Below are 20986 nucleotides of genomic sequence, written 5' to 3' on the forward strand. Positions count from 1 at the left end.
AATGGTCAAACATTTACTACTATTCTTAATTATCCTATTGGGATTCTCTTATAATTCAAATGCACAATTTGGATTTTCTCATGAAATAGGAGTTATTGCTGGGCCTGTGGCCTTTCAATCTGACTATGGGGAACGTCATGATTTAAAAACCAATTCTGGAAATACTGGAATGGGGATTGGTATTATTCATTATATAAATTTCTCCTACAGAGCTGATTGTAACTGCTATACTCCCGAAACCTACTTTAACGACCATTTCAAACTAAGAACTGAAATATCCTACAATAAAACCGAATTAAAACATTTTGGACAATGGACTGAAGGCAAACCTTCGTTAGGAAAAGATCAATTGAGAGCGATGAGAGGAAGTACTGCAATTACCAATATAGGAATGCAGTTGGAATTTTTCCCTTTAAGTATTCGTGATTTTACCGCAACAATTGGCAAGTTAGGCCCGTTTGTAAGTCTTGGTGGTCAATTCAGTTATTATAATGCCAAAGCTTACTCAACCATGGGCCCATTAGGAACTCCTTTAACCACATTTCCTAAATATCTAACCCCAACTGATGGTCGTCCTTATGGATTTTCCACTGAAGGAGGGAACGTTTGGTCTGTTATATCAAGTGTAGGAACACGTTATAAATTAAGTCCGTTACGCGATTTAATGGTGGACTTACGATTTCAATATTTCTTCTCCAACTGGGTGGATGGTTTAAATCCTAATCCGGCTCTCTATAAAGAAAACAAAGCAAACGATTGGTTGGTTTGGTTTAATGTTGGTTATATTTATTATTTACAATAGTGGAAATACAAGTATTATAAAAACGAAAAACCCAATTCTAAATTTCAGAATTGGGTTTATTATTTACACTCTACTCTATAAAAGAGAAAAGCTGACTATTGTATTTTGCAATTATGCTAACGCCTGTTTTAAATCTTCAATTAAATCTTCCGCATCTTCTATACCTACGCTCAATCGAACCAGATCATCTGTAATTCCAATTTCTTTTCTTTTGTCTTCCGGAATCGATGCGTGTGTCATCAAAGCGGGATGATTTGCCAATGATTCTACTCCGCCCAAAGATTCTGCTAAAGTGAACACTTTAAGATTCTCCAAAAATTTAATGGCATCCTCTTTTTTGCCTGAAGCAAAAGTAAAAGAAACCATTCCTCCAAAACCACTCATTTGTTTTTTGGCAATTTCATGATACGGATGACTTGGCAATCCTGGATAATAAACTCTTTTTACTTTTGGATGATTGTCTAAAAATGCAACCACTTTTTCCCCATTCTCACAATGTCTCTGCACGCGTAAATGCAAGGTTTTTATTCCTCTCAACACTAAAAAACTATCCATTGGTCCTAGCGTAGCTCCCGTTGCAAATTGTTGAAAATGCAATTGTTCTCCCAGCGCTTCGTCTTTTACAATCAAAGCTCCAGCAATAACATCAGAATGCCCGCCAAGATATTTCGTCGCAGAATGCATTACAATATCTGCTCCTAAGTCTAATGGTTTTTGCAAATAAGGAGTAGCAAAAGTATTATCTACGGCAAAAAGAATTTTATTCTCCTTTGTGATTTTAGCAATTTCTTGAATATCCGCCAACTTCATCAGTGGATTTGTCGGTGTTTCCACCCAAACTAGTTTTGTGTTTTCATTAATCAATGACTTGAATTTCTCAATGTCATTCATGTCAACAAAATGAAATTTAATCCCTGAATCTTTATAAATACGAGTAAACATTCTGTAAGTTCCACCATACAAATCATCCATAGCGATGATTTCATCTCCGGATTTAAAAGAACGTAAAAGACAATCCGTGGCCGCTAATCCTGATGAAAAAGCCAAACCTCTTGTTCCGTTTTCAATACTTGCCAATGCGTTTTCAAGTGCCGTTCTAGTAGGGTTTGCGGCCCTGCTATATTCATAATCCGGATTTACCGGCTTACCTGGACTTGTTTGTACAAATGTTGAAGTTTGATATACAGGAGGCATAACGGCTCCTGTACTTGGATCATGGTGCTGACCACCGTGAATGGCTTTTGTATTGAATTTCATATGTATTTTATTTTTTAAATGCGAAATAGTTTCACAAATTTACCCTTTAATTTATTCTATCCAAGCGGCAAGTTGATACCTTTGTATTTAATTAACATTTTTGAGATGAAACACATTATCCTTTTTGCCGTATTACTTTTGTCAATGGCGCGTTGTTCTAAAGAATTAGTTTTTGAAGACAAGTCCTTCCAGAAAAAAACGACATTGCCATGCAAGGGAAAGTGCCCTCAAATTACTTTACGAATCCCAGTTGCCAAAGATGTCCCAGTGGTTGCAGATAGCATCAATAAAAAAGTGTTTTCTGTTTTGAAAGAGATTATTTATTTTGGTGAAAAGCCATATACCTCAACAAATTATAATGGTTTATTGACTTCCTTTATTGGTTCCTATGAAAAACTGCAAAAGAATTTTCCTAAAGATACTTTTGGCTGGGAAGCAAAAATTGAAGGCAGTATAAAATACCAATCGGATAGTATTTTGAATATCGAAATCAATCATTATACCTATACGGGTGGCGCTCATGGTTATCAAGGTTTACGTTCCTTAATTTTTGATCCAGAAACAGGAAAAACAATCTCAAACAATAAAATATTTAAGAACAAGAATGCTTTTAAGGCTTTCGCCGAAAAAAAATTCAGAGCCAAATATAAAATCCCCGAAAACCAATCCATAAATTCCACAGGATTGATGTTTGAAGACGAAAAATTCGAACTTCCACAAAATATTTTTTACACAGACAAAGGATTGCTTTTATATTACAACCTATATGAAGCGGCCTCCTATTCAGATGGGCCAAAAGAATTGTTATTGTCTTACCAAGAAGTGAATGATTATTTGAGATTGAAATAGTTAATTCACAATACCCTACCGATTGCAATGCAAATCCCCTTGCTTTTTTCTTTACAAAAGAAAAAATTGCAATCTCGTCATTCGTACGAGACGGGAAATTGCTCCTATAAACTCACAATAAACTCTCCTGAAAATCACGAATAATGGCAAATTGTGTACGGACAAGTCGCCACTTGCCCCTACGTTATCATAAAAATACTTATTTTTGCACCGCCTTCTGAATTAATTTCAGAATCTAAAAATAATTTTATGACACAGAATCCAAAAAGATATACGATTACAGCGGCATTGCCTTATACGAACGGACCAATTCACATTGGACATTTGGCGGGGGTTTACGTGCCTTCTGATATTTATTCCCGTTATTTACGTTTGCAAGGTAGAGACGTTTTGTTTGTTTGCGGAAGCGATGAACACGGCGTAGCGATTTCTATGAAAGCCAAAAAAGAAGGCATTACACCTCAGGAAGTAATCGATAAATATGACGGAATTATCAGAAAATCGTTCTCGGATTTCGGAATTTCGTTTGATAATTACTCCAGAACTTCGGCTAAAATTCACCATGATACGGCTTCGGAATTTTTTAGAACTTTATATGAAAAAGGAGATTTTATAGAACAAGTAACGGAGCAATTGTATGATGCCAAAGCGGATCAGTTCTTGGCAGACCGTTTTGTGGTGGGAACTTGTCCAAAATGTGGCAACGAAGAAGCCTATGGCGACCAATGCGAAAAATGCGGTTCTACGCTGAATGCTACGGATTTGATTAATCCAAAATCGACAATTACAGGAGAATCTCCTATTATGAAATCGACGAAGCACTGGTTTTTGCCTTTGGATCGTTATGAAGATTTTTTGAGAGAATGGATTCTTGTAGGGCATAAAAACGACTGGAAACCTAATGTTTACGGACAAGTAAAATCATGGATTGATGGCGGATTAGAACCTCGTGCGGTAACGCGTGACCTCGATTGGGGAATTGACGTTCCCATTGAAGGTGCCGAAGGGAAAAAATTATACGTATGGTTTGATGCGCCAATTGGCTATATTTCATCAACCAAGGAATGGGCTTTGCGCGAAGGAAAAGATTGGGAACCGTACTGGAAAGACAAAGACACTAAACTGGTTCACTTTATAGGGAAAGACAATATTGTTTTTCACTGCATCATTTTTCCGGCGATGCTAAAAGCCGAAGGCAGCTATATTTTACCAGATAATGTTCCTGCAAATGAGTTCTTGAACTTGGAAGGAAATAAATTATCTACGTCTAAAAACTGGGCGGTTTGGTTGCACGAATATTTGGAAGAATTTCCGAATCAGCAAGATGTTTTGCGTTATGCTTTGACTTCGAATGCGCCAGAAACTAAGGATAATGATTTTACGTGGAAAGATTTTCAAGCGAGAAATAATAACGAATTGGTAGCGATTTATGGGAATTTCATTAATCGTGTGGTGGTTTTAACCAATAAATACTACAATGGCGTTGTTCCGCAACCAAGCCCCCTAACACCCGAAGGGGGAACTCCAAACTTCACGGATTATGACAATGAAGTATTAACCGAATTGAAAGCCTATCCAGCGGTTATTTCTAGTTCGATTGAAAGATACCGTTTCCGTGAAGCGTTAAGCGAATTGATGAATGTGGCGCGTTTAGGAAATAAATATTTAGCCGATGAAGAGCCTTGGAAAGTTATCAAAGACAACCCAGAGCGCGTGCAAACACAAATGTATGTAGCCTTGCAAATTGCTGCTGCTTTAAGCGTGTTGTGTGAACCGTTTTTACCTTTCACAGCAACAAAATTATCTAGAATTTTAAAAATTGAAAATAAAATCGGTTGGAATTCAATCGCTGAAACTTCGGATTTAATTCCGACGGGACACCAAATTGGCGGTCCCGAAGTTTCGGGAGAATTGCTTTTTGCCAAAATTGAAGATGAGGAAATCCAAAAACAAATAGATAAATTGGAAGCTACAAAAACAGCGAATAAAGCCGAAAACAAGGTGTCCGAACCACAAAAAGAAGCGATTCAATTTGAGGATTTTGCCAAAATGGATTTGCGCGTTGGAACCATTCTAGAAGCAGAAAAAATGCCAAAAGCCAACAAGCTTTTGATTTTGAAAGTAGATACCGGTATTGACGTTCGCACGATTGTTTCGGGAATTGCCGAGAGTTTTTCGCCAGAAGAAATTGTGGGTAAAAAAGTAACCGTTCTAGTTAATTTGGCTCCAAGAAATCTTCGTGGCGTAGAAAGTCAAGGAATGATCTTGATGACCACAAATGCTAAAGGAAAATTAGTTTTTGTAAATCCGGATGCTGAAGCTGCGAATGGAGAGACGATAAATTAAATTTTATTTCCATAGCGAACTAAATGTCAAAAAATCTATTCAGAAAATAAATAGATTTTTTGACATTTTTATTTTAATTAAAATAATATATTTGCGAAAACGTATTAATTATCTTATTAAAGACCTAAGCACATTATGAAAAAAAATCTACTAATTATTATCTGTTTGTTTTCAAGCATGTTCATGTTTGCACAATTTGAAAGTTCTAAACAAATTTTTGAATCACCAAAGCTAAAACAAGAAATTGCTAATCAAAAGACTATTGCATTATTACCCTTCAAATCTACTATTTCCTACAAACGATTACCGAAAAATTTTGATGTCAGTACTAACGCTGCAGAAGAAATAAAATTAAGCGATAATTTACAATCAGGTTTATATACTTACCTTTTACGAAAGTCACCAGATTATACCGTCACAATACAAGATACGGAAAGAACAAATGCACTTTTAAAACAAAATGGCATATTTGATAAAATCGACACAATGACACCAGATGCAATTGCGAAAATACTTGGAGTTGATGCCGTTTTAAAATGCAGTTATGCTTACGAAAAAACAAGCAGCGAGGGTGTTGCGATAGTTAAAACTCTTTTAATAGGCTTTGGCACCGGTAAAGTTGCAACTGGTGAATTAACAATGAACATCTATAATGCAAAAGATGGTGAATTACTTTGGCGATTCTACAAACAAATGAGCGAAGATGTGATGAGTTCCGCAAATGCAGTTATGGAAAGAATGATGAGAAAAGTGGGGCGCAATTTTCCTTATGAAAAAGGATAATTCTTCCCTAAAAATAAAAAATAAAAAACAATGGGGCTTGATGAGCCCCATTGTTTTTTAAAAATGTTATAGTTTTGACAAACATCTAATTTTATCCAAATGAGCCTAAAAGTAATAGCCTTCGACGCCGATGATACCCTTTGGGTAAACGAAACGTATTTTGATGAAACCGAGAAAAAATTTTGTGGGTTGATGGAGGATTATTTATCGCATCAAGGGATTTCTCAGGAACTTTTTAAAGTGGAAATCGACAATTTAAGATTGTACGGCTACGGAATAAAAGGCTATATTCTCTCGATGATTGAAGCAGCGATGACTATTTCGAATAATACACTTCCCATTGCAATGATTGAGAAAATTATCCAATACGGAAAAGAATTACTAGAAAAACCAATCGTATTATTGGAAGGAGTCGAAGAAACATTAGAAGCATTAAAAGGAAAATATAAACTAGTTGTTGCCACCAAAGGCGATTTATTAGACCAACGACGAAAATTACATAATTCTGGTCTGGGTCATTATTTTCATCATATAGAGGTGATGTCAGACAAACAGGAAATCGATTATTCTGACTTAATAAAGCGTTTGGAAATACAACCTTCGGAATTCTTTATGATTGGAAATTCATTGAAATCAGATGTTTTACCGGTTTTAGCTATTGGCGGACACGCCGTACATATTCCGTTTCACACGACTTGGGCACATGAAAAAATCGACCATAAAGTAGAGCACGAGAATTTCAGTGCTTTCGAAAAAATAACTGATGTATTAAAACGACTGGAATAGTTAAGCTTTTAAAAAGACCTATTATAAATTTGTCTAAACTTTTGGGTTTAGTCTAAATCAATTAAAACGATTTTTTATAATTTAAAGCCGTTTTCTGCGCTATTTTAGCGCTTAAACTCAGTCCATAATGACTAAAAAAAAGGTAAAATGACCTGTTTTTGAGGTGTTTTTACTGCAGATTTATTCTTTTTTTAAAAAAATAATTCTATTTATACCCTTCTTAAAAAAACATAACAATCTGATTTACTATACTTTAATTTCATATATTAATTCCGATTTTTACAGAATTAAAATTATTTGTTACAAAATTAACTGTTAGAAAAAACTCATAAAACAATATGTTGTATTTTTGCCAAGAATTTAAAAATTAAAATTATGAAAAAAATCATACTTACTTTAGTTTTCGCAGCTGGTTTCACAACCTTAAGCGCTCAAACAGAGACAGTAAAAACTACAGAAACTGCTGTAGAAAACACGTACAACAAATGGTCTGTTGAATTAGCCGGTGGTTTCAACAAACCTACAAGAACAATGACAGCAGGTTACAGAACTGCAGTAGTTAGTCCTTATGTTGCAGATTTAGGAGTTAGATACATGTTTAACAACAAATTTGGTTTAAAAGCTGATTTTGGTTACAACAGTTTTCAAGAAGGTGATAATTCACTTCCTTTTGACACAAAGTATTACAGAGTAGACTTACAAGGAGTTGCTAACTTAGGTAGAATCATGAGTTTTGAAACTTGGACTAAAACTTTAGGTTTATTAGGTCACGCAGGTGTAGGTTTGTCATTTTTGGAAAGAGAAAATCCTACTTATGCAAAAGACAGAATGGGTAACTTAATGGCTGGTGTAACTGGTCAAATCAAATTGACAAACAGAATTGCATTAACAGGTGATTTTACGACTATCGTAAATGCTCGTCAGAATCTTACATTTGATACAGCAAGTAGAGTTCGTTCAAATGGATTTTCTGGAGTTCTTTTTAATGGTACTGTAGGTTTAACTGTTTACTTAGGTAAAGATGTAAAACATGCTGACTGGGTTATTGATAACGAAGGTAAATTTGCTGCAATTGACGCAAGATTTATGGCTATCGAAAACAAAATGTTAGATACTGACAATGATGGCGTAGCTGATTATTTAGATCAAGAACAAAATACTCCTGCTGGTCAAATGGTTGACACTAAAGGAAGATCTATTGATAAAAACAACAACAATGTTCCTGATGAAACTGAAGCTTACATCATGAAAAACTATGCAGCTAATACTGGAGACGGTTCTGTTGTATACAATAATGAATTGATTAAAAGTTTAATTAATGGTGGTTATGTAGCTGTTTATTTTGATTTCAACAAATCAACACCAACTAACGTTTCTACTGAAGGTACTGATTTTATCTTAACTTACTTAAGAAACAATCCTTCTGCTTCAGTTGACATTATTGGTCATGCTGACGAATTAGGAAGATCTGCTTACAATGATAAATTATCTAATGCAAGAGCAACTAATGTAAAAAACACTTTAGTAAAAGCTAATGTAGATGCCTCAAGATTGAATGTAGTTGCTGCTGGTGAAGACACTTCAGTTGATAAAGATTCAGATGCTGCAAGAAAATTAGTAAGAAGAGTTACTTTTAGAGTAAAATAATTTACTTCTTTATATCAAAAAGCCCTAAAGGAAATTTCCTTTAGGGCTTTTTTTATTTATCCTATTTTAGATTTTCATAAAAAATGACCTTCCATATTAAAAGAATAACTTTATTTTTGCAAATAATATAAACCTTGAATTTTGAAAGCACTGTTAGATTTAGAAAACTGGCCAAGGGCATCACATTTTCATTTTTTTAGACAATTTGAAGAACCATTTTTTGGGGCAACAGTTGTAATAGATTGCACGAGGGCTTATAAAAGAACTAAAGAGTTGAATACCTCTTTTTTTATCTACTACCTTCACAAAACATTGGTTGCAGTAAATTCGATTGAATCGTTCCGTTATCGTATTTATGAAGACCAAATTTATATTTATGACCAAATAAATGGCTCCGCAACAATCGGGCGGGAAGACGGATCCTTTGGATTCTCTTTGATTGAATACAATGTTGATTTTACTGTTTTCGAAAAAACGGCAAAAACAGAAATTGAACGCGTACAAAATACTGCTGGTCTTTTTACAAGAACTTTCGAAGAGGAGAATTTAATTCATTTTTCAGCCATTCCATGGCTCAATTTCACTTCACTATCACACGCCAGAAGTTATACTTTTCCGGACAGTTGCCCGAAGATTTCCTTTGGAAAAATGATGGTTACTGAAAACGGCAAAAGAACCATGTCAATGTCAATTCATGTGCATCACGGATTAATGGATGGTCTTCATCTGGGACAATTTGTTGATTATTTCCAAGAAATTATGAATCAGTAAACTAAGTATTTTTTGTAACTTTACGAAGGAAACTTTAAAAACTTAGCCATGTTATCAAAAACCATTGAAACCGCACTAAACCATCAGGTTCGTATCGAAGCTGAATCTTCACAAATTTACCTTTCTATGGCTTCTTGGTCTGAAACTCATGGTTTGGAAGGTATTTCAAAATTTATGTATGTACAATCGGATGAGGAACGCGCGCACATGCTTAAGTTGGTAAAATTCATCAACGAACGTGGCGGTCATGCCCGAGTTACAGAATTAAAAGCACCAAAGACAACCTATGAAACATTCAAAGAAATGTTTGAAGAGCTTTATAAACACGAAATTTTTGTTTCAGCCGCTATCAACGAATTGGTCGATATTTCACTGTCTGAGAAAGATTATGCTACGCACAACTTCTTGCAGTGGTACGTATCCGAACAAATTGAAGAAGAAGCTCAGGCTAAACTTATTTTAGATAAAATAAACTTAATTGGCGATGATAAAGGCGGTTTGTATTTATTTGATAGAGATATCCAACAACTGTCTGAAAAATCCACGGTTTAAAAAGACAATAAATAGTCACTCTATTTAACACAAAAGGAGTATTATCTCATAATTTTAATTCTCTACAAATTGAGTAAAAAGAATAAAAATAAGGAAAAGAAAAAGGATAAAAAAGTAGGCCCTAAAAGCGATAAAGCTGATAAAGGCTTAAAGAAAGAATGTTGCGAAAAATATAAAAAAGGCGAAGACAAACGATGCAAACGATGTCCCTGCTTTGATTTATAAAAAAAAGAAAATTGATTGCTTTTCGCTAGTTTATTTTACATAAAAAAACCACCGATGATTATCGGTGGTTTTTGCTTTGTTTCCAGTAATAGTTTGCAACATCATAACAACTACAAGCTAATTAAAGAGGTGTCATTAGTCAAAATGACCATATGATAAAAGGAGACCAAAACGGAGAATGTTTACGGACTATTATTTCCCTAAAAGAAGAACATCGTTAACCACTACTTCCGTAATATACCGTTTTTCACCATTTTTATCATCGTAACTTCTATGGGTTAATTTCCCTTCAATGGCTATTTCTTTTCCTTTAGTAACATATTTTTCAATGATTTCGGCAGTTTTACCCCAAGCTACTAATTTGTGCCATTGGGTTTCTTCAACTTTTTCTCCTTTATCGTTTTTGTAGCTTTCGTTTGTAGCAATTGTAAAATTGGCTAATTTTTTTCCTCCGTCAAAATTTTTGATTTCTGGATCATTCCCTACGTGTCCAATTAACTGTACTTTGTTTCTTAATGCATTCATGGCGTGTAAAATTTAAATGTTAGTGTATATAAGTTATTTGTTGAATCCTTCTTTCAAATCAACAGGGCAAAGATGCGGTGAGTTCAAAAAATTATTCGGTAGATAACTACTTACTTTCGGTTGTAACTATTTGTAAACGTTTGTAAATGGAATTAAATTGTTACATTTGGTAGAAATCAATTTGTTATGCAAGCCAAAATAAAAAAAGTAGAATTACGAAATCTAGAATTTGAGGACTACAAACAATTAAAAAAATCTATGGTAGAGTCCTATCCAGAAATGGCAGATTCGTACTGGAAAGAACAAGACATCGAGAAGTTACTTGGTCTATTTTCTGAAGGACAATTAGTGATTTTAGCAGACGGAAAAGTAGTGGGTGCTGCACTATCATTAATTGTAGATGAAGTTTTAGTTGATAAAAATCCGAATTATTCTCAAATAACAGGGAACTCTTCCTTTTCAACACACAATCCAAAAGGAGAAATACTATACGGAATTGATGTTTTTATTCATCCTGACTATCGAGGTTTGAGACTTGGTAGAAGATTGTATGATGCCCGAAAAGAATTGTGCGAAAAATTAAACCTAAAGGCAATCGTTTTTGCAGGAAGGATTCCAAATTACAGCAAATATGCTGAAAAACTGACTCCGAAAAAGTATATCGAAAAAGTAAAATTAAAAGAATTGCATGACACTGTGCTTTCCTTTCAGCTAAGTAATGATTTTCACGTAATGAGAATTATGAAAAACTATTTGCCAGGAGACACCGATTCTAAGGAATTTGCTGTGTTACTGGAATGGAACAATATTTATTATGATGAAAGTCCCCAACTAATAAATACTCAAAAAAGCATCATCAGACTTGGATTAATTCAATGGCAAATGCGTCCGTTAATAAATCTTGAAGCCTTATTTGAACAGGCTGAATTTTTTATTGATGCCATATCAGGTTACAAAAGTGATTTTGCCCTTTTTCCTGAGTTGTTTATTGCTCCTTTAATGGCAGATTACAATCATCTATCCGAGCCTGACGCCATTCGAGAACTAGCCAAATATGCAGACCCCATTCGCAAAAAATTTCAGGAACTTGCCATTTCTTATAACATAAATATCATTTCAGGAAGCATGCCTTATTTAGAAAATGGCACTTTGTATAATGTGGGATTTCTTTGTAAAAGAGATGGAACCTCTGAAATGTATTATAAGATTCATATCACTCCAAATGAAGTGCTGCATTGGGGAATGAAGGGTGGTTCACAATTTAAAACTTTTGACACAGATTGTGGGAAAATAGGCATTATGATTTGCTATGATGTTGAATTTCCGGAAATGTCGAGATTATTGGCCGATGAAGAAATGAATATTTTATTTGTCCCATTTTTAACCGATACGCAAAGTGGCTATACACGAGTAAAACACTGTGCACAAGCACGAGCGATAGAAAACGAATGTTATGTCGCGATTGCCGGATGTGTTGGGAATCTCCCAAAAGTAAACAACATGGATATTCAATATGCTCAAACCGCTGTTTTTACACCTTCGGATTTTGCATTTCCCAGCACCGGAATAAAAGCAGAAACGACTCCAAATACTGAAATGACTTTAATTGTAGATGTCGATTTAAATTTGCTCAAAGAGCTACATGAACACGGAAGCGCCAGAATCCTAAAAGACCGTCGAACTGATTTATATGAAATTAGAAAAATCAATCCATGAATAAAACCTGCTTAGAATGTGGAGAAAAGATTGTAGGACGAGAAGACAAAAAGTTTTGTAGTGACGGTTGCCGTAATGCCTACAACAATAAAATAAATAAAGACAGCACTAATTTTATGCGCAACATCAACAATAAGTTGCGCAAAAATTACCGCATTCTATCTGAACTCAATATTGAAGGAAAATCAAAAACCACCCGTGCAAAACTTTTAAGTAAAGGTTTTGACTTCGAATTTTTTACCAATATTCTACAGACCAAAACAGGAAATACCTACTATTTCCTGTATGACCAAGGCTATATGGTTTTGGACAATGATTTTTATGTGCTTGTAAAAAAAGACATCTGATACCAGGACCCAACCTACCAACCAACTAACCAAAATGAAAAAAGATTATTCCTCTATTTTATCCGCATTGTTTGTCCTCGGAGTTCTTGGATTAATTTATGCTACAATGATGCCGCAATGGCCTTCTGATGACGCGCAATCTCTTTCGGAATTTTCAACCCAAAGAGCTTTGACTCAGGTGGCAACAATTGCAAAACAACCTCATTATGTGGGTTCCCAGAATCACGAATTTGTTGCCAATTATCTCCAAAAAGAGCTTAACAAATTAGGACTGGAAAGTTCCGTACAAGAAGGATATACGTTGAGTGATTGGGGTAATCTGGTAAAATCTAAAAATATCTTGGCTCGAATAAAAGGCACAAGAAATTCCAAAGCCTTGTTATTGCTTTCTCATTACGACAGCGCACCACACTCCTTTTCTCACGGTGCCAGTGATGACGCATCGGGAGTAGCGACGATTTTGGAAAGTGTACGGGCATTTTTGAACACTAAAAAACAACACAAAAACGATATTATTATTCTGTTTTCGGATGCTGAAGAATTAGGTTTAAATGGTGCCGCATTATTTGTAACACAACATCCGTGGGCAAAAGAAGTGGGTTTGGTATTGAATTTTGAAGCACGCGGTTCTTCCGGTCCAAGTTACATGTTGATGGAAACCAATAAAGGAAACGCGGGATTGGTAAAAGAATTTGCTTCCGCAGGCGCCACTTATCCAGTTTCCAATTCGTTGATGTACAGCATTTATAAAATGTTACCCAATGATACAGATTTGACGGTTTTTAGAGAACAAGCCAATATTCAGGGTTATAATTTTGCGTTTATAGATGACCATTTTAATTATCACACCGCGCAAGATGACATCAATCATTTGAACAAAAACACCTTAACACATCAGGGAACGTATTTGATGCCGTTGTTGAATTATTTTTCTAATGCTGATTTGAATACCACGAAAGCCACGGAGGATTATGTCTATTTTACGATTCCCAACACTTTTATAAGTTACCCTTTTAACTGGGTTTTACCTATGGCGGTAATTGCTTTTGTCTTCTTTATACTCCTGATTTTCGTAGGCATTGCAAAACGTATTTTATCTTTCCGTGAAATTATCAAAGGATTTGTTCCGTTTTTGGGTTCCATACTCGTTACCGGATTAATCACTTTTTTAGGATGGAAAGCTTTGTTGAAATTATATCTGCAGTACAATGATTTACTTAACGGATTTACCTATAACGGTCATGCCTATATTAGCGCTTTTGTTCTCTTGGCGATAGCGATTAGTTTTGCATTTTACCAACGTTTTTCTGCCAATAAGATAACCATGAATCATTATGTGGCACCATTATTTATTTGGATCATCATTAATGGATTTCTTGCTTTTAGTTTACAAGGAGCAGGATTTTTGATTATTCCTGTTTACTTTGGTCTATTTTCTTTTGGTTTATTTATTATCACGCAGAAATCCAGTAAAGTACTAAATCTGATTTTCAGCATTCCTGCATTATTAATTATAGCACCATTTATTCAAATGTTTCCGATAGGATTGGGACTAAAAGTGCTGTTTGGAAGTGCCATTCTTACCGTTTTAGCATTCGGATTACTATTGCCGTTGTTTGGGGCTTTCGCCAAAAAGGGAATCTGGTCCTTAGTGTTTTTTGTACTCGCCATCGGCTTTTGTGTGAAAGCACATTCTGAATCCGGGTACGAAAAAGGAAAGGCCAAATCAAACAGTTTGTTGTATATCTATAATGCCGACACCAATAAAGCCAGTTGGGCAACGTATGACACCAATCTTGATTCATGGGTGAAAGGCTATTTGGGTGAAAACCCAAAAGATGCAACCGCTTTAAATGAAACGCCTTTATACAGTAAATATAATTCTAGATTTACCTATGCACAAGAAGCTCCAAAAAAAGAGCTCCAAAAACCAACAATCGAATTTCTTGAAGATAGAATTGTTGGCAATCAAAGGTATTTGAAACTACGAATTTCACCCAATCGCAAAGTAAATCGCTATGATATTTTTGCCAATGAAAAAATGATAATTCATAACTTCAAAGCAAATGGAACTAGCACTTTAGGTCAAAAAGGTTCCAAATATCAACGAAACGGAAAGAAAATTTTGAGTTATTATGTGGTGGATAATTTACCTTTGGAAATGCAATTCAGTACTGATGCAACTTCAATTTTAGATATGGAAATGATGGAAAGTTCATTCGATTTAATGACCAATCCCTTATTTACCATGACAAAAAGAGAAGATTGGATGATGCCAACACCTTTTGTTTTGAATGATGCGGTGGTAATTAAGGAAAAGATAAATCCTAGCCCTCTGCCAGTTTTAGTTGACACGGATTTAAAAACCAAGGAAGCAAAACCTTTTATAAAAGAAAGTTTAATAATTGAGAATGATACTATAAAAGTCAAGTAATTTTAATGAAACTTGAACACTTAAAAATATGTCATCACAAATTGTGATGATTTTGAAACAAATTGGTTACAATAAATAAAATGACAAAAATCAGTATTCTTGGTTGCGGTTGGTTGGGTTTGCCTTTGGCGAAAGCTCTGTTAGAAAAAGGATTTTCATTACATGGATCGACGACTTCTTCAGAGAAACTTTCGATATTAGAAAACGCAGGAATTAGTCCTTTTTTAATTTCGTTTCATAGCAAAAGTGTTTCAGGTTCCATTGAATCTTTTTTGCTTGGAAGCGACACTTTACTAATCGATATTCCACCAAAATTACGAGGAATCAATAGCGAAAGTTTTGTCGAGAAAATAGCAACATTGGTTCCCTTCATAGAAAAATCGGCTGTGAAAAACGTCCTTTTTATCAGTTCCACTTCTGTTTATGGAGAAGAAAATGATATTGTAACCGAAGAAACACCATTAAATCCAGATACGGAAAGCGGCAAACAGTTAGTTGAAGCAGAACAAATTTTGCAAAGCAACACTAATTTTAAAACTACTGTAATTCGTTTTGGTGGATTAATTGGCGAAGACCGACATCCTGTTAAATTTTTAGCGGGACGAGAAAATCTGGATAATCCAGAAGCTCCTATCAATTTGATTCATCAGGAAGATTGCATTGGCATAATTCTAAAAATTATTGAAACCGATTGTTGGAATGAAACGTTCAATGCAGTCGCCCCTTTTCATCCTTCCCGCGCCACTTATTATACTCAAAAAGCTGCCGATTTGAATTTGCCGTTGCCAAAATTTAATGATGAAAATGCTTCCATCGGAAAAACCATTTTGAGTGATAAAGTTGCAACCATTTTAAAATATACTTTTACTAAACCCAGTCTATAAAGTGAGAACCAAACTTAAAAATGCCGTTTCATCTAAGATAAATTTAATTGGATTACCCATTTTAGCATTATGCTGGGTGAGTTTTTTTTGGGGTACCACTTGGATTGCTTCAAAAGAAGGAGTAAAACACATGCCACCATTGCAACTTGCCGCCATTAGACAATTCATTGGAGGGGCACTTTATATTTGTTTTTTCTTGTTTAAAAAAACACCTTGGCCGAAAGGAAAACAATGGAAAACCATCCTCATTCTAAGCGTTCTTAATTTCGTTTTAAGCAATGGATTAAGCACATGGGGCGTGAAATACATCAGCAGTGGATTAGGCGCCATAATTGGAGCTATTGTACCATTATGGATTGTTATAATCAGTATTTTTAGAGGAGAACGACTTGCGCGATTAGCCATAATTGGTTTAATTGTAAGTTTTGGCGGTGTTTGTGTCGTGTTTTATGATCATTTAAATGATTTCTTAAAACCGGATTTTAGATTTGGAATTTTTATTTCGATAATTTCAACGTTGACTTGGGCGTTTGGATCGTTGTATACCAAGAAAAAAGCGGCAAGTTTCAATCCATATTTTAGTTTAGGATTACAAATGTTCCTTTCCAGCATTTTACTTTTCGCCTTCACCGGAGCTACCGGAACTTCCGTACCATTGAGTTCAATTCCAGCTATTTCCTGGTGGGCAATCTCTTATTTAGTTGTTTTCGGCTCTGTTCTTACCTTTATCGCTTTTATTTATGCGCTGCAACATCTACCGGCACAAATAAGCAGTATTTATGCCTACATAAATCCAATAATAGCCGTAATTTTAGGTGCTCTAATTTTCAGCGAATCGCTCAATGCCGCTATAGCTATTGGTGGCGGAGTTATTTTAAGCGGACTTTATATGGTCAATTACTCGTTGAGAAAAGGGCGAAAAAATAGTGTCGTAACCAAATAAAACCAAAAAATATGAAATTAAAAAACTTTCTTTTGACTGCCGCGTCTTTCCTTACTTTGTTTGTTGTTCATGGACAACAAAAGAAAAGTACAGTAATTCCAAATGAAAATTTAATCACGGAGAATATTGCTGAAATCCCAAGAGAACTCGCCAATGAGGTAAAGAAATATTCGGAATCCAGAAGTGCTTCTTTGGCTGAAATTCATCCAATTAAAAATGATATTATCATCAATACACGGTTTGGTTCAACATCGCAATTACACCATGTATCACAGTCCATGGGAGCTCGAACACAAGTGACTTTTTTTGACGAACCGGTAAGCGCAGCCTCTTATGAACCGGTAAAAGGAGAATATCTAATTTATTCTAAAGACATTGGAGGAAATGAATTTGGTCAATTGTTCAAACTTGATTTAAAAACCCTGCAATCTAGGCTATTAACGGATGGAGGAAAATCACAAAACGGCGGTATTATTTGGCGAAAAGATGGCAAAGCATTCTATTATTCGTCAACCAAACGAAACGGCGGAGACCGCGACATTTACTATATGGATCCAAACAATCCTAAGTCAGACAAGTTAATTCTCCAAGTAAAAGGCGGCGGATGGGGAATTCAAGACATTTCAGCCGACAATAAAAAATTATTACTGGGAGAATATGTTTCCATAAACGAATCGTATATCTGGGTGCTAGATATTGAAACCGGTAAATTAACCGAAGTCACTGATAGAAATACCAAAGGAATTTCACAATCTGGAGCAAGTTTTTCTAACATCGCTGATGAAATTTGGTTTGTAACCGATAAGGATAACGAATTTGAGCGATTGGCAACGATGAACCTAGGCACTAAAAAAGAAACTTACTACACTACAAATATTCCATGGAATATTGAGAATTACAGTTTGTCTGAAGATAAAAAATCTATTGTTTTTATTAGCAATGAAGCGGGATTGAATAAAATGTATTTAATGAATGCTGTCAATAAATCATACAAAGAAGTAAAAAACCTTCCAGTAGGGTTAATTAGCGATGCCCGCTTTACAAAGGATAAAGAAAGTGTCTTCTTCAATCAATCTACCGCACAAACAGCCTCCGATGTTTATCAATTGAATTTAAAAACAGGTAAAATAGAACGTTGGACCGAGAGCGAATTGGGAGAAATGCAACAATCGGACATGTCCATTCCCAAATTCATCGATTGGAAAAGTTTTGACGATTTAAAAATCTCCGGATTTTATTATCCTGCTTCTCCAAAATTTAAAGGAAAAAGACCCGTTATCATTATGATTCACGGTGGTCCTGAAGCACAATCTTTGGCTTCATTTTTAGGTTCTAATAATTTTTACACCAGTGAAATGGGGGTTTCGCTTATTTTACCAAATGTAAGAGGTTCTTCTGGTTTTGGAAAAACCTTCTTAGCTAAAGATGATGGCATTTTAAGAGAAAATTCTGTAAAAGATATTGGTGCTTTATTAGATTGGATTGCACGACAACCAGAATTGGATAAAGACAGAGTTATGATTATGGGCGGAAGTTATGGTGGTTATATGACTTTGGCGACAGCCTTTCATTATGCAGACAAAATAAAATGTTCTGTCGATATTGTAGGAATTTCAAATTTTAATACCTTTTTGAAAAACACTGAGGAATACAGACGTGATTTGAGAAGGGCGGAATATGGTGATGAAAGAGACGAGAAAATGGCCGCTTTTTTTGAGAAAATGGCTCCTCTAAATAATACCGATAAAATAAAAAAACCACTTTTCATAATCCAAGGAACTAATGACCCACGAGTTCCTGTGACAGAAGCTATGCAGATGCGTGATAAACTAAAAACACAAGGAAATACGGTTTGGTATCTGGAAGCAAAAGATGAAGGTCACGGATTTAAAAAGAAACCCAATATCGATTTTCAACGTTTGGCGGTAATCCGATTTATGCAGGAATATTTAATAAAGTAAAAAACAAAAAAGTCACATTTGCTCAGGCAAATGGGACTTTTTGATAGTATAATAATTTTTACCAGATTCTTACTCGCTTTTCCGGTGCAATGTACATTCCGTCATTTACTTTAATGTTGAAAGCCTGATAGAACGTATCCACGTTTTGCAAAGGTACATAAGCACGGTACATTCCAGGCGAATGTGGGTCCGTTTTTACTTGGTTTTTCAACGCTTCATCGCGTGTTTTTGAACGCCAAATTGTTGACCAAGAAATAAAGAAACGTTGTTCCGGTGTATATCCATCAATTAATCCTGGATTTCCATTTTCTTTCAGGTATAATTGTAATCCATCATAAGCGGCATTCACTCCTCCTAAATCTCCAATGTTTTCTCCAAGTGTAAATTTCCCGTCCACAAATGTTCCCGGTATAGGCTGCAAGGCGCTATATTGTGCTGCAAGCGCACCGGTTAGAGCGGAAAATTGTTTTAAATCTTCTGCTGTCCACCAGTCCACTAGATTTCCGTCGGCATTGTAACGTGCTCCGGAATCATCAAAACCATGAGAAATTTCGTGACCTATCACTCCTCCTATTCCACCATAGTTTACCGCTTCATCCGCTTGATAATTGTAAAAAGGCGGTTGTAAAATAGCTGCTGGAAATACAATTTCATTATTAGATGGGTTGTAATAGGCATTTACAGTTTGTGGAGACATTCCCCATTTTTCTTTATCAACAGGCTTTTTTAATTCGGCGATATTTTCATTGAAACGCCATTGAGCCATATTTTTTGAGTTTTCAAAATAAGTTCCGCCTTCTTGTGGACTTTTAATCGTCAAGGCTGAATAATCTTTCCACTTGTCTGGATAACCAATTTTAATTCTTGATTTATGAAGTTTCTCAACTGCACTTTTTCTTGTTTCCGCTGACATCCATGCCAAATTATTGATTCTGTTTTCGAAAGCCAAAAATATGTTTTTAATCATTTTTTCCGCTTTGGCTTTGGCTTCAGCCGGAAATTTTTTCTCTACATATAATTTTCCTAAAGCTTCTCCAACGGCTCCGTTTATGGTTTGAAGCGCTCTTTCGTCACGGGGTCTTTGACTTATCGCACCCGTCAAGGTTCTTCCGTAAAATTCCCAATTTGCATTTTCAATATTTGTTGACAATTGACTGGAAGCTCTGTTCAATAAACTCCAACGCATGTACGCTTTCCAATCTTCTACTTTGTTCTCTTTAAAAATAGCTTCTAAAGCAGTCATGTATTTGGGTTGCGATACAATTACGGTGTCTACTTTTGTCAATCCTATTTTTGTGAAATAATTATCCCAATTGATTGAGGGAGTCAATTTACTCAATTCCCTCAATGTCATTGGATTGTATGACTTACGGCGATCTCTTCGTTCTACTCTGTCCAATCTTGGTTTGGACATGGCAATTTCAAGAGCCAGGATTTTCTCCGCATTAAGTTTCGCAACTGCTGGTTTATCGCCTAAATATTGCAACATTTTGGCAACGTGTAAAACATATTTTGCACGCTTCTCTTTGGAATCGGCATCCTCAGAAACATAATAATCTCTGTCTGGCAAACCTACGCCACCCGGACCTAAATTAATCACGTTTCTACTACTGTTCTTGGCATCAGTTCCTACACCTGCACCCATAAATCCAATGCCGCCTATAGGTTCCATTTCAATAAGTAATGCTTGTAAATCTTTAGTATTTTTAACCGCGTTTATTTTTTTTAAGTATGGTTTTAAAGGCGTTATTCCTAATTTATTCCTTCCAACAGTATCAAGTATTGACTTGTATAAATTAATGGCTTTCCCTTGATCTGTATTTGATTTATAGGCTGGATTTGTTGCAGCCTCTTTTAAAATTGCCAAGGCATCATTATCTGTTTTTTGGCGCAATTCATCAAAACTTCCCCATCTGGTTCTGTCTCCTGGAATTGCAGTATTATCTAACCACGTTCCGTTTACGTAGCGAAAAAAATCATTACTTGGTTTAACGTTTTTATCCATGTAATTAACATTGATTCCAGGCTCTTTCACTACGGGTAAATTCTGGGCCTGACTCATTGAAAATCCCATAATTGCGGGAATCACAAAAAGCAGTCGCTTATTATTATTTTTCTTCATTATTATTAAATTGATTAGTTAGGGTCACAAATCTAT

Annotated in this window: 18 protein-coding genes; 15 read left to right on the plus strand and 3 right to left on the minus strand. The window is 35.4% G+C overall.

Annotation, left to right across the window (positions count from 1 at the left end):
• Window position 1 precedes the first annotated feature (1 nt).
• Window positions 2-802, plus strand: coding sequence for a THC0290_0291 family protein (locus H4V97_RS09095; protein WP_196848758.1), 801 nt, complete (start codon window positions 2-4; stop codon window positions 800-802).
• A 111-nt stretch (window positions 803-913) separates the two neighbouring features.
• On the opposite strand, the gene H4V97_RS09100 is transcribed toward H4V97_RS09095, so the two are convergent.
• Entirely contained in the window at window positions 914-2065 is a 1152-nt protein-coding gene (locus H4V97_RS09100; protein WP_317192086.1) for a cystathionine gamma-synthase, read from the minus strand.
• 99 nt (window positions 2066-2164) lie between these two features.
• Here H4V97_RS09100 and H4V97_RS09105 point away from each other — a divergent pair, with 99 nt between their 5' ends.
• The 8 genes from H4V97_RS09105 (at window position 2165) to H4V97_RS09140 (ending at window position 10018) form a co-directional block, all read left to right on the plus strand.
• Entirely contained in the window at window positions 2165-2908 is a 744-nt protein-coding gene (locus tag H4V97_RS09105; RefSeq protein WP_196848756.1) for a DUF3298 and DUF4163 domain-containing protein, read from the plus strand.
• 249 nt (window positions 2909-3157) lie between these two features.
• Window positions 3158-5254 carry a methionine--tRNA ligase gene (gene metG, locus H4V97_RS09110; RefSeq protein WP_196848755.1) on the plus strand — a complete coding sequence of 699 codons (2097 nt, stop codon included), beginning with the start codon at window positions 3158-3160 and terminating at the stop codon, window positions 5252-5254.
• Between the two features lie 135 nt (window positions 5255-5389).
• On the plus strand, window positions 5390-6037 hold the full coding sequence (locus H4V97_RS09115; protein WP_196848754.1) for a hypothetical protein: 648 nt from the start codon (window positions 5390-5392) through the stop codon (window positions 6035-6037).
• 99 nt (window positions 6038-6136) lie between these two features.
• Window positions 6137-6823 carry an HAD family hydrolase gene (locus H4V97_RS09120; protein WP_196848753.1) on the plus strand — a complete coding sequence of 229 codons (687 nt, stop codon included), beginning with the start codon at window positions 6137-6139 and terminating at the stop codon, window positions 6821-6823.
• A gap of 375 nt (window positions 6824-7198) precedes the next feature.
• Window positions 7199-8470: an OmpA family protein gene (locus H4V97_RS09125; RefSeq protein WP_196848752.1), complete on the plus strand. Its 1272-nt coding sequence runs from the start codon at window positions 7199-7201 to the stop codon at window positions 8468-8470.
• A gap of 141 nt (window positions 8471-8611) precedes the next feature.
• Window positions 8612-9241 (plus strand): chloramphenicol acetyltransferase, encoded by a 630-nt coding sequence (locus H4V97_RS09130; protein WP_209549531.1) that lies wholly within the window; start codon window positions 8612-8614, stop codon window positions 9239-9241.
• A gap of 48 nt (window positions 9242-9289) precedes the next feature.
• The gene (locus tag H4V97_RS09135) at window positions 9290-9793 is read left to right on the plus strand and encodes a ferritin (protein WP_196848750.1); all 504 of its coding nucleotides are present in this window, start codon (window positions 9290-9292) and stop codon (window positions 9791-9793) included.
• 69 nt (window positions 9794-9862) lie between these two features.
• Window positions 9863-10018, plus strand: a complete 156-nt coding sequence (locus tag H4V97_RS09140) for a hypothetical protein (RefSeq protein WP_209549532.1) — start codon at window positions 9863-9865, stop codon at window positions 10016-10018.
• Between the two features lie 192 nt (window positions 10019-10210).
• Here the strand turns inward: H4V97_RS09140 and H4V97_RS09145 are convergent, their stop codons facing one another.
• Window positions 10211-10543, minus strand: a complete 333-nt coding sequence (locus H4V97_RS09145; protein WP_196848748.1) for a single-stranded DNA-binding protein — start codon at window positions 10541-10543, stop codon at window positions 10211-10213.
• A gap of 186 nt (window positions 10544-10729) precedes the next feature.
• On the opposite strand from H4V97_RS09145, the gene H4V97_RS09150 reads away from it, so the two are divergent.
• The 6 genes from H4V97_RS09150 to H4V97_RS09175 all read left to right on the plus strand — a co-directional run bounded on the left by H4V97_RS09150 (window position 10730) and on the right by H4V97_RS09175 (window position 18828).
• Entirely contained in the window at window positions 10730-12259 is a 1530-nt protein-coding gene (locus tag H4V97_RS09150; RefSeq protein ID WP_196848747.1) for a bifunctional GNAT family N-acetyltransferase/carbon-nitrogen hydrolase family protein, read from the plus strand.
• Window positions 12256-12606: a hypothetical protein gene (locus H4V97_RS09155; protein WP_209549533.1), complete on the plus strand. Its 351-nt coding sequence runs from the start codon at window positions 12256-12258 to the stop codon at window positions 12604-12606. The genes H4V97_RS09150 and H4V97_RS09155 overlap by 4 nt, the downstream gene beginning before the upstream one ends.
• Before the next feature lie 106 nt (window positions 12607-12712).
• Window positions 12713-15040 carry a M28 family peptidase gene (locus H4V97_RS09160; protein WP_209550293.1) on the plus strand — a complete coding sequence of 776 codons (2328 nt, stop codon included), beginning with the start codon at window positions 12713-12715 and terminating at the stop codon, window positions 15038-15040.
• An 80-nt stretch (window positions 15041-15120) separates the two neighbouring features.
• Window positions 15121-15924: an SDR family oxidoreductase gene (locus H4V97_RS09165; protein ID WP_209549534.1), complete on the plus strand. Its 804-nt coding sequence runs from the start codon at window positions 15121-15123 to the stop codon at window positions 15922-15924.
• Between the two features lies 1 nt (window position 15925).
• Entirely contained in the window at window positions 15926-16867 is a 942-nt protein-coding gene (locus tag H4V97_RS09170) for a DMT family transporter (protein WP_209549535.1), read from the plus strand.
• Window positions 16868-16878: 11 nt separating this feature from the next.
• Complete coding sequence (locus tag H4V97_RS09175) at window positions 16879-18828, plus strand: alpha/beta fold hydrolase (protein ID WP_209549536.1); 1950 nt, start codon at window positions 16879-16881, stop codon at window positions 18826-18828.
• 58 nt (window positions 18829-18886) lie between these two features.
• Here H4V97_RS09175 and H4V97_RS09180 read toward each other — a convergent pair whose 3' ends face one another.
• Window positions 18887-20950 carry a M13 family metallopeptidase gene (locus H4V97_RS09180; RefSeq protein ID WP_209549537.1) on the minus strand — a complete coding sequence of 688 codons (2064 nt, stop codon included), beginning with the start codon at window positions 20948-20950 and terminating at the stop codon, window positions 18887-18889.
• Between the last annotated feature and the right edge of the window lie 36 nt (window positions 20951-20986).

The sequence above is a fragment of the Flavobacterium sp. CG_23.5 genome (assembly GCF_017875765.1).
In the GTDB taxonomy this organism is placed as follows: domain Bacteria; phylum Bacteroidota; class Bacteroidia; order Flavobacteriales; family Flavobacteriaceae; genus Flavobacterium.